Here is a 13,258-nt window from a genome sequence, read left to right on the forward strand (position 1 = left end):
GATAAATGCCTTATTTTAACCCATAAAAGCTTCATCTTAAATACCACGATCAAAATGGCTTTTTTAAAGATAATAATTGCCTCCCCGTCGGTATAATATGGCTGATGATAGATTAGCATTGGCTTTATGCCGATTTGATTTGTAATATTGTTTGTGGAATAGTGAAGTTAATCAGATTTGTTGATTACTAACCTGTTAGCACAGTTAAGTTATTCCACTCAATCCACTCAAAAAAAATGATAGTTACCAAATCAAAGAGCAAGCTGGTTACCGTGTTGATCCATATTTTAATATGGTTGGTATTTGGTTTAATGTTTTATACTCAGCCCCTGTCTTGGGGCATAACGGTTCCCGTACAGATATGGGTAAAAAATGCCATAATATTTATTTTACTGGTAGCTGCCTATTATTTAAATGCTTTTGTATTGGTGCCACGGTTTCTGTTAAAAAATCACACCGGTATTTATCTGCTCACTATTATAAGTATTATAGCATTGGTGGTAATATTAAATAGCTACGTAGATTACTGGCTTAATGTACGTCAGCTTTTAGACGTGGCCTTCCATAAAATGGGGCCACCAAGGCGCCCGCATGGTCATCGCCGTGAATGGGATTTGGGTATGATGGGCGCCACAATAGGTACCATTGCGCTGGTTTTAGGCATTAGCACCAGTATTACTACCATTGTGAAATGGCAGCACGATAAGCAGGCAAATCTTGAAAAAGAACAGGAGCGGGTAAGCTCGGAGCTTTCATTCCTAAAGGCGCAAATTAACCCGCACTTCTTTTTCAATACCCTTAATAATATTTATGCGCTTACACTGGTAAATGCTGACACTTCGCGGAAAGCTATTCATCAGTTATCGCGGATGATGCGTTATGTGTTGTATGACAATCAAAGCAACACCACCCAGCTTACGCAGGAAATTGCTTTTGTAATGGATTATATCAGCCTGATGCAATTACGGCTTACGGATAAAACAAAAATTAATTTTACTTCGCCGCTTAATTTAACCGATATGCCTATTGCACCCATGATATTTTTGCCATTTGTTGAAAATGCTTTTAAACATGGGGTAAGTTCCGTTCAGCCTGGGTTTATTGATATTAACATCGGTCAGCACGGATCAATTATTGATCTGCATGTGGTTAATTCTGTTTTTAAAGAACAAAGTAATAACTTAGAGGAAGGCAGCGGTATAGGCCTCAATAATACCCGGAGAAGGCTCGATCTGTTGTATCCCGGCAATTACTCATTAACTATTAATGACGATGTAGACCAGGCAATTTATTCTGTTCACTTAACTATTACGCTGTCATGATATTAAACTGCATAGCTGTTGATGACGAACCCCTGGCATTGGGCCTGGTAAGCTCCTTTATTGAGCAAACGCCGTTTTTAAAACTTGAAGGTAAGTTTGCGAGTGCTGTGGATGCTTTAAAAGCCATCCATTCAAAAAAAATAGATCTGGTTTTTCTGGATATCCAAATGCCCGACCTGAACGGTATTGAATTGGCCCGCGTGCTGGACAACAGCAAAAGCAATAAGCCCCGCATTATTTTCACCACTGCATATAACCAATTTGCGCTGGAAGGCTATAAGGTTGATGCTTTGGATTATCTGCTGAAGCCCTTTAATTACGAAGAGTTTTTGCATGCGGCCAACAAAGCCCTGGCTTATTGCGAATTGCTCCAAAAATCAACCGCTGCGGTAAATGCTCCAACTGCTTCAACTACTGCTGAAGAGCATATCGAAAATGAATATTTATTTCTAAAGGTAGAGTATCAGCTGGTGCGCATAGCCCTGAGTGATATCCTTTATATTGAAGGATTGAAAGATTATGTTAAAGTTTGGCTGAAAAGTGCCGAAAAACCTGTGTTATCACTTACCAGTTTAAAATCGCTTGAAGAAAAATTACCAGGCAAGCGTTTTATGCGTGTACACCGGTCCTTTATTGTTTCTCTTGATAAAATTAATTCCATTACCCGCAATGCTTTGCAGATAGGGAAGGTCAATATCACCGTGGGCGATCAGTATAAAGAAGCGTTTAGCGGGTTTTTGAGTAAATGGGTATAAAAAAGGTGTCATCCTTTTAAAGAATGACACCCTGTTTTATATGTTTCTTGTTGCATTATGGCAACAATGGCTTCCCGTCATAAGTGGCCGATTTTAATATTTTTTCGGCAACTGTTACCGCCGCCGGCGAAAGCGGGGCATAGTTTAAGTCTTTACAATATTTTTGCCCTTCGTGAATGTTCCACCAAAGTAGTTTGACTACTTTTTGTGCCCTGTCTAATGTTCTGCCGGTATAGTTTTGCTCTTTATAAATTAGGGCCCAGGTAAAGCCGCTGATAGGATAACCATTAGCAGCATCAGTATTACTTAATAAAACCTTGGCATCATCGGGTATTGTTATATTACCCGCAGCACTGGTCGATTCAACCGAAGGTTTTATAAAATTGCCGCTTTTGTTTTGCAGGTCAGCAAAAGTCATCTTGTTTTGAATAGCATATGATAGCTCAATATAACCAATAGCACCCGGAGTTTGCTTAATTAAGCCTGCTACTCCTTCGTTTCCCTTGCCGCCAATACCCACCGGCCAGTTAATAGCCGAACCCTTACCCGGGCTGGTATTCCACGCTGCACTTACTTTTGATAAATAGGTGGTGAAAATATTGGTGGTTCCGCTGCCATCACTGCGGTGTGCTATAAATATTCCGGTTTCGGGCAGGGTTACACCCTGATTTACTTTGGCAATTTGCGGATCGTTCCATTTGGTGATCTTCCCTAAAAATATGTTGGCCAAAACATCAGGACTTAGTTTTAAGGTTGATTTTACTTCGGGCAGATTATAACTGATTACCACAGCGCCCGAGCACATGGGGATATGTAAAACATCGGCTCCCATTTTTTTAGTTTGATCGTCATTTAACGGGGCATCTGAGTCGCCAAAGTCAATGGTTTTATTAGTAAGCTGTAAAATTCCGCCGCCCGATCCTATAGACTGGTAGTTAACCTTAATGCCGGTTTCTGTATTGTATTGTGCAAAGAGTTTTGAAAACAGCGGGTAAACAAAAGTACTGCCCGCACCCAGCAAAGTATTTGCATCACTGCCTGATGATGCAGTTGAATTTGAGGTGCTGTCTGTAGCTGATTTGTTGCTGTTCCCACTACATCCCGCAAAAATTGCGGTAGTAAGAACAAGCGCTGCCAATGCTAATTTTTTCATAACGATGGTTTGATTTTTAAACAATGATTTTGGTTTACAACAATTAAGGTAAGTATTTAGTGTTGCCGGCCTGTGTTTTATTTTCAACATACTGTATAAATAATTATGCATGCATAGTATTTTTGGGGAAGGAAATCATGATTTAACTGTGATATTTCGTTTGTTTTAAAAAAAATCAGAATAGGAAAATTATTATCAAACTGATAAAAAGGTATCAAACTGATAGGTTAAAATGGGCATCCCGATAAAATTTATAAGCTAAGAATGCCTTTATTGATAATTTAAAAGTAATGTTTGCGCTCTATGAAATAATTTGGCATTGATTTAGCTTTGTAATGCACGATGGCACTGGTCCTGAAGTAATTAAACCAGGAAACTATTTTCCTCGTATTTAAATTAAGGAAAGCGCTCTCGCTATTTTGTTTACTTAGTTTGGAAATTATGCTTATTGATCTATTAAAAATCTGCGCCCTGATGACGGTTATACTTTTGCCTTTATTTTATCCGGTAAAAAAGAAAGCCAGAGCAATCAGAATACCTAAAAATTACAATGATACCTCCGATTCCAGATATGCCGTAAATGAGCATGGTTACCTCGAAGAGATCCATAATGATAAGTTATCCAGCCACGCGTAATAACTAACAGGTATAAAAAAGCCTCTCTGGAAAATTCAGGGAGGCTTTTTTGTGAGGTAGCCTCACCCAACCCTCTCCGGAAGGAGAGGGCTTTAAAAAAGTGCGAAGCTTAAGTCCTCCCTACCGGGGAGGATTTAGAAAGGGCTGTCTCAACAACTCCTCAGTCAACCCCTTTAAACTTACCGATGCACAGGCTATCAATTCATCGGCAGCACCATAATAAATGTAAAGTTGGTCGCCTTCCAAAACTGTTCCGGTAGGGAAGCATACATCATCTACATCGCCGCCTGCAAGTTCATAATCCTGGTCGGGTTTAAAGAGGGGATATGGCAGCCGCGCAATTTCTTTACCCGGGTCATTAAGCTCCATTAATGCTGCACAGCACGAATATTCATAATTTCCATGTACTCTTTTTACCCCATGGTAAAGCACCAGCCAACCATGTTCCGTTTCAATAGGAGGGCAACCGCTACCCACATATTCAGCCTCATGCGGGTATTGTGATGATAAAAAAATATGATCTTTCAGGCGGGAGAAATAATTGATCCAAAAATCGTCGGTAAGATCCGAAAGTTCTTTTACAGCAGTGATTTGAATATCTGGCTTAATGCGGTGTGTAAATACCAGTTTGCCATTTATTCTCCGCGGAAAAAACACCAGGTCTTTATCTGCAAGGATATTGGCGCCTTCATTATAAACCAGGTATTTTTTATTCAGGTTGATATTGTTTTGTGTAAGCAAATCAAAATCAGTATAAGTTATTTTAGGGACGATAATTCCCTGCTTTTTAAAGTTGACCAGATCTGTTGATGTAGCTAGTGCTCCCAACGCATTATCACCATCAAAAGCTACGTAGGTAAGATAATAAACCCCATCAATTTGTACTATACGCGGATCCTCTGTTCCGTGTTTCTCATAATCAAATTCGGGTGATAGTATGGGTTTCTCCCAGCGTTCTTTTATAGTTAAGGGGCTATCCATGTTACAATAGCCTATGCTGGAGTAATTTTTAATGTGTACTGCCCGATAAAAAATATGGATTAGATCCCCTTCCTTTATAACGGCAGGATTCAGCACACTTTCGTTTTCAAAACTCAGCTCCGTTTTGCGGAATATTACACCTTCTTTTTTTGCTTTGATCATAATTTATAGTAGTGCTTGGGGTCAGAGAATTTTAAAACCCTTTTTTAAAATGACCGTCATCATCCAAACAAGCTATAATACCTTCAATAACGGTTTTTGTTTCGTTTGGATCTTTAACCCTGATAGAAAAAGTGCCGGCCTCTTTTGCCGGATAATCATTCCCTCCCGGAAAAATAGCATCGCCAATAAATATCATCTGGCTTATTTTTATATCCAGTACATCGCGCAGTTTATGGATGCCATATTTTTTGTCGATCCCTTTTTTAGTAACATCAATAGATGTGGCACCACCCAGGTTTACGGCAAACTCCGGAATCATTTTCTCTAGGTGTTTCTTTATTTTATCACGCTTTTTAAAATCAGGATCGTACTTTTTCTTTTCATCCAATGGTGCCTCCTGTCCCAATGCCGAATAGGTAACCTGGCTCCCCCTGTCCTCAACGGTTTCGCCCCAGGTTTTGGTAGCTTTAAAGCCCGAGTCATCAACCGCTTTATTTAGTGAAGCAATAATTTTCTCCTTTTCGGCATCCGTAAAGTTTTCGGCATATAATAGCTTCCACTCTTTTTTATATTGATAGTATTTGGTTCCGCAGGTAGGTAAAATAGACAGGTTTTTGAGCTTTTTTCCTTTAGGCAGATGGCTGAGCACCTGTTTCTCAAATTGAGGCCAATCTCCTCCCGAAATGATGGCTACTTTGGCAACCGTTAACAAGGCAGCAAGCCTTTCGGACATATCTTTATCAATAGCCGCCTTACTTTCGGCAAGTGTGCCGTCAAGGTCAAAAACAATTAGTTTCTTCATGTATTTTTATTATTAATAGCCCCCTCTAAATCTCCCCCGGTAGGGGAGACTTTGGCTTGGATCACGTTTATTTTTTTTTAAGTCCTCCCTACCGGGGAGGATTTAGGTGGGGCTGACTCAATGATATTATTCTGGCAAAGCTAGTTCAAGCAGGATAATTTCACCCTTGGGTACAAACGGGCATGCACCAATAGATGCAGGTAAAAGCATCACATCTCCCTTTTTTAGTGAATAAAAGTCACTATTATGTTCCAGATCGCCCTTGCCGTCAACACAGATCAAAACATGGGGTGTGGCTTCTTTGCCAACCATAAAGGGAAGCTCGCCGGTTATTCTGCACAAATCAAAATGTTCATTCCGGATCACTATCTCTCTTTGCACCGGAACCTCACTTTTTATAACTAGAGTAACTGGTTTTATATCAGTTTTATTAAAATCAATGCAGGCAATGGCTTTATCAACCTGTAAATCGCGTGGTTTGCCTGTTTTTTCATCAATGCGGTCCCAGTCGTACAGGCGGTAAGTAACATCACTGTTTTCCTGTACCTCAAAAACCACCACATCGCCAAGCGTATGCACCGTGCCTGCTTTTATGAGTACGCTATCACCAATAACCGGGGTAAAATGTGCCAAATCATCGGCCACTTTATGTTCATCCAGTTTTGCCCTCAGTTTTTGTTCTGTAGTGCCAGGTTTCAAACCGGCATAAATAATGGCTTTATCACCTGTTTCCAACACCACCCAGGCCTCTGTTTTACCACTTTCGCCCTTGGGGATATATGCTGTCAAATCATCAGAAGGATGTACCTGCACAGAAAGCACCTGTTGACAATCTAAAAACTTAAGCAATAACGGGAAGCGTTTAAACTGGCCGGCAAACTTGCCCATCAGTTTTTCGGGAGCGTTTTCCATTAGCCATTTAATGGTTTTCCCTTTCAGTTTTCCATAGCTTACTTTACTTGGCTGATCATCACGATCACTTAAAATCCAGGCTTCGCCTATAGGGTCCTTAGGTGGTAAGGGTTTTGATAGTAGATTTTCGAGCCTGCGGCCGCCCCAAATGCGGTACTGATAAATAGGCTCAAACTTTAACGGATATAAGGTTACTTGCTCCATGTTTTTAATTCATTAAGGTAACAAGGAATAAAGGGTTTAGTTTTAGTGAGAGAGGTCTTAAGTCTGGAGTTTTTAGTCTGAAGTCTTTTTATGACACTAACATGGAAGTCAATTTATTTTTCGAATCGCCATAATTACCTTCTTTGCGCGGAGCGGAGAGAAGGTCGACCATCCGCCTAAAGGCGGAGAACGTCGGGATGAGTCAATACGCCAATGCATTTACGTTAACGCCGCTCGCAGAGTAGACTCACCCGAATATCGCTACGCTCGTTCACCCTCTTTTTTGCAAGCAAAAAAGAGGGTTGAAAAAATTACTTCAGACTAAAGACTCCGTACTCAAAACCTAGGCTTCCATTTGCGGCGTATACTCTCCACGACGGGCAGCATTGACTAAGCTGGCGCGGAAGTGAAGCATTTTTTGAGCCTTTTCTACATTTTCATCTTTACCTCTCCATAAATCCATTACTGGTTGTTGTATAGCGCGGGAATAGGAGAAAGTAAGTCCCCATGGCAATTTGCCTTTATACAATTTATGCATGGCGTTAAGGTGAGCTGCTCCATCCGCAGGTGATTGACCGCCTGATAAAAATGCCACTCCCGGAACCGCCGCAGGGACAGTTTCCAACAGGCAGGTTACGGTTGCATGGGCTACCTCATCAATAGTGGCATGCTTTGGTGCATCAAAAGCCGGTATAACCATATTAGGTTTAAGCACCAGGGCTTCTAAATCAACATTTTGAGTATACAACTGGTGGAAAAGTTCGTGCTGCACATTTCTGGTCACCTCAAAACATCTTTCTAAACTGTGCGATCCATCCATCAGTACTTCTGGTTCTACAATAGGTACAATTCCGGCTTGCTGGCACATGGCAGCATAACGGGCCAGGGTATGCATATTGGCTTCAATAGCACCACGCGTTGGTATAGTTGCACCAATAGTAATTACTGCGCGCCATTTAGCAAAACGGGCACCCAATTGGTAATATTTAGCCAAACGATCATCCAGACCATCCAAACCTGCAGTGATTTTTTCGCCGGGGAAACCTGCCAGATTTATGGTGCCTTCATCAACCTTTATGCCGGGTATGATGCCTGCTTCTTTCAGTTTATCAATAAATAAAACACCATCCTTAGTTGCCTGATAAATGGTTTCATCATATAAAATGGCCCCGCTTAAACAATCACCCAATTTGGGCGTAGTTACAATTAATTCACGGTAGGCACGGCGATATTCAATGGTTTGGGGGATACCCGCTTCAGCAAAGCGTTTGTTGCAGGTGCTGGTACTTTCGTCCATAGCCAGCAGGCCCTTATCGCCCGCAAAAAGTGCGTTTGCGGTATTGATCAATTCTTGTGTTTTCATAGGATAATAATGCTTCTATTGGGTTGCCGGTATGCATCCGGACTGATTTTTATTAAACAATGTCAAGTTAATAAGTTTGCTTTTAGTTTTTAACATAAAAACAATCATTTTACAATTTAATAGCAAGAAGCATATTATCAACAATAATTAATATAGGAATCACTCACTCCGTAAGCTTTTTACCGGGTTAAGTGAAGCCGCACTTATGGACTGGTAACTTACCGTAAACCACGCAATAAATAGAGCAGCTGCACCCGATGAAATGAATATCCATACAGAAATTTGAATATGATAGGCAAAGTTTTGCAGCCAAACCTGCATAAGCCACCAGGCCGCAGGCGAGGCAATGAACAAGGCGATGATAACCAATTGTGTAAAATCTTTTGATAACAGGAGTGCAATGCCGGTAGATGATGCACCCAATACCTTACGGATACCAATTTCTTTTTTACGCTGCGCTGTGTTGAATGTTGATAAACCAAGTAGACCCAAACAGGGAATAAATATAGCTAGTATCGAAAAACAAATAAATAGCTGCCGAAACGTTGTTCCGAAATATATTGCTGGTTGTAAGCTTCATCAGCAAAATAATAAACCAAGGGTAAGCCTGGGGCAAGTACTTTCCATTGTTCTTCAATTTGACTAATGGTATTTTGGATATGATTTGATGCGATATTAAGCGAGATACAAGTAAAAAAACCGGTGCCATAACATATTGCCAATGGTTGGATAGTTTCCTGAAAAGAGTGGAAGTGAAAATTTTGGATAACACCAATAATTAACCCATGGCTGCCTAACAGTGTATAGGCTTTGCCAATGGCATCGGCTGCGTTTGCATAGCCCAGTTTTTTGGCCATTGTCTCGTTAATCAGCATAGCCTGGCTTGCGTCGGTGCTAAACTGCTTTGAAAAACCACGACCGGCAATTACCTTAATATTATATTGTTTTAAAAAAGCATCATCAATAAAATAAGCATCGCTTCTTAGTTCCTGGTTTATGTTGTCGTGATTTTGGATGATAGTGGTATATTGATTATTGGGCATGCCCGGTGTGCTCATTGAAAAGCTTACTGCATTTACACCGGGAATAGCAGCTAACTTCTGTTTTACCAAATCAACCTTATTGCCAATACGATTATCAAATTGAAAATCAATAACCAGTTGATGATCTTTTTTGAAACCTAGTTGCTGGTTCTGCATAAAATCAATTTGGTTATATACCACAATGGTGCCTATAATAAGCATTATAGATACGGTAAACTGAGTAATCACCAACCCTTTGCGCAGTACTGATCCGTTACCCGTAGGGTTAAAATTGCCTTTCAGTGTTTTTAATGGTTTAAAGCCCGATAAAAACAAGGCAGGGTAAATGCCCGATAGCAGGCCCACACTTACAGCAATTAATAATAACCATAGTATATTATTAAAGTTGTTAAATAAACCCGTACTTACTACCGTGCCGGTTAGGCTATTAAACAGTGGTAGTAACAATGCTGCTAATAATAATGCTATAATAAACGCAATAAGGCACAATATAACAGCATCCATAAAAAACTGGATAACCAATTGATTTTTGGATGCCCCAAGTACTTTGCGTACACCAATTTCTTTGGCCCGTTTTAATGAAAATGCAGTAGTTAGGTTAATGAAATTAAAACAGGCTATAAAAAGTACAAATATGGCAATTACCGAAAATATATAAATATTGGTAATGCTGCCACCTGCCGAACTGCCTGTACGATGCCCACGTGGTTTGCCATACAGATATACCCTTTTTAAAGGTTCAATAGATAAAATATATTTAGCCTGATCGGGACTGATATGTGACTTTATAAAAGCCGGAAACTTTGCGCTTAACTTAGTAGCGTCGGCGCCTGGCTGTAATAACAGGTAGGTATAAAAGCCAAATCTTTTCCAGTTTTGGTTCCAGTTGTTATTTATTAAGGATGATATAGAAAATAACATATCAACCTTTAAATGGGAGTTACTTGGTATGTCCTGCATCAGCCCTGTTACCGCAGCTTTTTGACCGCCGTTAATCAACAATGTTTTACCGATAGGATCATCATTACCAAAATATTTTTTGGCCGCACTTACTGATAGCACAACATTATAAGGGGCATCAAATAAGTGTTTTTGATCTCCTCTTATCAGGGGCCAGGTAAAAATTGAAAATACATCAGCATCAGCATAAGCTATTTCTTCTTTGGCCGCATTATCGGGAGTACTTTGAACAATCATATCATCCATAAAAACCCTTGCAGCAGCTTTTACCTCCGGAAACTCTTTTTCAATGGCAGGGGCCATGGGAGCCGGGGTGCTTTCATAATTGGTGGTTAGAGGTGTTTTAACATCTGTTACCAGCCTGTAAATTTGGTTTGATTGTTTGTTATAGCTATCGCGGCTTAACTCAAACTGAACATACAACAACGCAAAGAAGCATACGCAGATGCCGGTTGCCAAACCGGTTATATTAATAAGCGTAAAAGTTTTATTATGAACCAGGTATCTTAAAGTAGTTTTAAAATAGTTTTTAATCATAATGCTGCGCCTTTATTTGACTGAAAAGGAATGGATTGTGAAAATATGATGCCAGTCAATCAAGGTATTGATTATAAATAAATTATAAATTTATAAAACCTGAAGCTGTATCAAAAGCGGACACGCTGCGTCCGCTTTTATAGCAACGAATAACACGTAAAAGCATAGATGTGTTCCATAGTATGCTTTTACGCCATTATTTATCCCTTAGCAGCTATTATTTGTATAGGCTATGCTGTTTTATTACCCTTTATAATCCGCTACCACCTGCCTTGCTTCACCCAGGCCATCAATACCCAATTCTATCACATCGCCTGCTTTTAAATAAACGGGTGGTTTCATACCCAGACCCACACCTGCAGGTGTTCCGGTTGAAATGATATCGCCGGGCAACAAAGTCATGAATTGGCTGGTGTAGGATACTACCTGAGGAATATTAAAAATAAAGTTGGAGGTATTGCCATCCTGCATGGTTTGCCCGTTTACCTTTAGCCATAGACGTAGCTGGTGCGGGTCGGTAATTTCATCTTTAGTGGCAAAAAACGGACCGAGAGGTGCAAAGGTATCGCAACCTTTTCCCTTATCCCAGGTGCCGCCGCGCTCTATCTGAAATTCACGCTCTGATACATCATTGTGCAGCAAATAGCCTGCCACATAATCCATAGCATCAGCTTCGCTAACATAACTGGCTTTTTTGCCTATTACTACCGCCAGCTCCACTTCCCAGTCGGTTTTTTTTGAATTTTTCGGGATGGTGATATGATCATCAGGGCCAACAATGGCCGATGTTGCTTTCATAAATATTACCGGCTCGGTTGGTGGCGTAGCATTGGTTTCTTTAGCATGATCAACATAGTTTAGCCCAATGCATATCAGTTTTGATGGCCTTGCCAGTGGACTGCCCAGTCTCACATCTTCAGCAACTTCAACCAGCATGTTATCTTCAATAAAGTTGGTTAAACGTGCTAGTCCGTCCGTTTCAAAAAAGGTCTCGTTATAATCTTCCCCAAATGCAGAAGTATCGTATTTTTTGTCTTTTATTATTATTCCGGTTTTTTCTTTTCCGGACTCGCCAAATCGTATCAGCTTCATGTTTTTATATTAGTTTGTTGTAAGTTCAATAATGGTATCAACAGCGTCAGGCTTTATGTTATTGATATAAACAAAAACACCTTCGGGCTGCTGTTTAAATTTAAGGCTGCTGCCATCTGCAAATAAAGCAACTTTAGTTATTTTAGCTTTCACATCCGGTAAAAAAATGTAAGGCTGTTGTGGCTTGTTTAATACATGCGCATACAGGGTTTTGTTTTTATAGGTAACTACACCCCATGGCTGCGGCGCAATAAAGTTACCGCGCGTGCCATAAATAGTTTCGCCATTTTTTTGCATCCAGTTGCCTACTATTGCCAGTGTATCGGTAAATTCAGGTTGTATTTTTCCGTTGGGCATGGGGCCAATGTTCAGTAAAAAGTTGGCATTGCGCCCTGCTGCATTTACCAGGTAATGAATAATCTGTTTGGTTGATTTATAGCTTCGGTCGTTAATATTAAAGCCCCAGCTGCCGTTAATGGTTTCGCAGGTTTCTAATGGTAATGCGCCTATTTTTGATTTGGCACTAAAACCAGTAGTGTTGTTTCCTGGCAAATCTTTTTCAAACATTTGAAAGTCCTCACCATCTTTTACTGCTTCGTGGTGATTGTTGCCGACAATTATAGCAGGATTGAGTTTATGTATCAATCCATAAATTTCATCCAAATGCCAGTTAACATCGGTACGTTCCCAGTAGCCATCAAACCAGATGCCCTTAACTGCAGGATATTTGGTAATGAGTTCAGTAAGCTGATCTTTCATAAATTTAATATAGCTGTCCCAATCGCCCTGTGTAGGTTTGCCATTAACTATAGGGCTTCCAAAAGCATAGTCGGGGCGGCCCCAATCCAGCAAAGAATAGTAAAAGTGGAGTTCGATACCTTGTTTCTGGCATTCCTGTGCCAGCTCCATCAGCGGATCGCGGTGGTAAGGCGTAGCATCCACAATATTGTAGGGCGACATCTTGGTTCCGAACATACTGAACCCATCATGATGGCGCGAGGTAATGGTAATGTATTTCATACCTGCCCGTTTAGCAAAGGCAACCCACTCTTTAGCATCAAATGCCTGCGGGTTGAAAAAATCGGCCAGGCGTTTATAGCTATTATAAGGAATTTTTTCGGTATGCATCACCCACTCTCCATCACCCAAAATACTGTAAATACCCCAATGAATAAACAGGCCGAATTTCATGTCCTGGAAATTTTCGCGCGCTGCCAGGTTATCGGCGGTGGGGGTATAAGTTGTTTGTGCACCTGCATTTAAGCAATAAAGCAGGAATGCTATAAGTGTAAGTTTTTTTGTCATGCGGGTATTTTATTTCATAGGTATACAGAAG

12 protein-coding genes are annotated in these 13,258 nt (G+C 40.5%); 3 read left to right on the forward strand and 9 right to left on the reverse strand.

What is annotated here, in order from left to right; translation table 11 throughout:
- The first annotated feature begins 236 nt into the window (after positions 1-236).
- On the forward strand, positions 237-1,322 hold the full coding sequence (locus JN11_RS08600; protein ID WP_144911667.1) for a sensor histidine kinase: 1,086 nt from the start codon (positions 237-239) through the stop codon (positions 1,320-1,322).
- Positions 1,319-2,077: a LytR/AlgR family response regulator transcription factor gene (locus JN11_RS08605; RefSeq protein WP_144911669.1), complete on the forward strand. Its 759-nt coding sequence runs from the start codon at positions 1,319-1,321 to the stop codon at positions 2,075-2,077. Before JN11_RS08600 ends, JN11_RS08605 begins: the two co-directional genes overlap by 4 nt.
- Positions 2,078-2,132: 55 nt before the next feature.
- Here the strand turns inward: JN11_RS08605 and pstS are convergent, their stop codons facing one another.
- Positions 2,133-3,230 (reverse strand): phosphate ABC transporter substrate-binding protein PstS, encoded by a 1,098-nt coding sequence (gene pstS, locus JN11_RS08610; protein ID WP_144911671.1) that lies wholly within the window; start codon positions 3,228-3,230, stop codon positions 2,133-2,135.
- A 474-nt stretch (positions 3,231-3,704) separates the two neighbouring features.
- Here pstS and JN11_RS24415 point away from each other — a divergent pair, with 474 nt between their 5' ends.
- Positions 3,705-3,866 carry a hypothetical protein gene (locus JN11_RS24415; protein ID WP_170227720.1) on the forward strand — a complete coding sequence of 54 codons (162 nt, stop codon included), beginning with the start codon at positions 3,705-3,707 and terminating at the stop codon, positions 3,864-3,866.
- A 120-nt stretch (positions 3,867-3,986) separates the two neighbouring features.
- On the opposite strand, the gene JN11_RS08615 is transcribed toward JN11_RS24415, so the two are convergent.
- The 8 genes from JN11_RS08615 to JN11_RS08650 form a co-directional block, all read right to left on the reverse strand.
- Positions 3,987-5,009, reverse strand: coding sequence for a glycoside hydrolase family 130 protein (locus JN11_RS08615; RefSeq protein ID WP_144911673.1), 1,023 nt, complete (start codon positions 5,007-5,009; stop codon positions 3,987-3,989).
- A 31-nt stretch (positions 5,010-5,040) separates the two neighbouring features.
- On the reverse strand, positions 5,041-5,811 hold the full coding sequence (locus tag JN11_RS08620; protein WP_144911675.1) for an HAD-IIB family hydrolase: 771 nt from the start codon (positions 5,809-5,811) through the stop codon (positions 5,041-5,043).
- Between the two features lie 126 nt (positions 5,812-5,937).
- Complete coding sequence (locus tag JN11_RS08625) at positions 5,938-6,927, reverse strand: type I phosphomannose isomerase catalytic subunit (protein ID WP_144911677.1); 990 nt, start codon at positions 6,925-6,927, stop codon at positions 5,938-5,940.
- A gap of 343 nt (positions 6,928-7,270) precedes the next feature.
- A complete protein-coding gene (locus JN11_RS08630; RefSeq protein ID WP_144911679.1) occupies positions 7,271-8,290 on the reverse strand; it encodes a class I fructose-bisphosphate aldolase in 1,020 nt (339 codons plus the stop codon).
- Positions 8,291-8,449: 159 nt separating this feature from the next.
- On the reverse strand, positions 8,450-8,782 hold the full coding sequence (locus JN11_RS08635) for an ABC transporter permease (protein ID WP_170227721.1): 333 nt from the start codon (positions 8,780-8,782) through the stop codon (positions 8,450-8,452).
- Positions 8,783-8,799: 17 nt separating this feature from the next.
- The gene (locus tag JN11_RS08640; protein WP_144911682.1) at positions 8,800-10,830 is read right to left on the reverse strand and encodes an ABC transporter permease; all 2,031 of its coding nucleotides are present in this window, start codon (positions 10,828-10,830) and stop codon (positions 8,800-8,802) included.
- Positions 10,831-11,073: 243 nt separating this feature from the next.
- Positions 11,074-11,922 (reverse strand): fumarylacetoacetate hydrolase family protein, encoded by an 849-nt coding sequence (locus JN11_RS08645; RefSeq protein ID WP_144911684.1) that lies wholly within the window; start codon positions 11,920-11,922, stop codon positions 11,074-11,076.
- Between the two features lie 9 nt (positions 11,923-11,931).
- Positions 11,932-13,227 carry an alpha-L-fucosidase gene (locus tag JN11_RS08650; protein WP_144911686.1) on the reverse strand — a complete coding sequence of 432 codons (1,296 nt, stop codon included), beginning with the start codon at positions 13,225-13,227 and terminating at the stop codon, positions 11,932-11,934.
- Positions 13,228-13,258: the final 31 nt, after the last annotated feature.

Source organism: Mucilaginibacter frigoritolerans (assembly GCF_007830615.1).
Taxonomy (GTDB): domain Bacteria; phylum Bacteroidota; class Bacteroidia; order Sphingobacteriales; family Sphingobacteriaceae; genus Mucilaginibacter; species Mucilaginibacter frigoritolerans.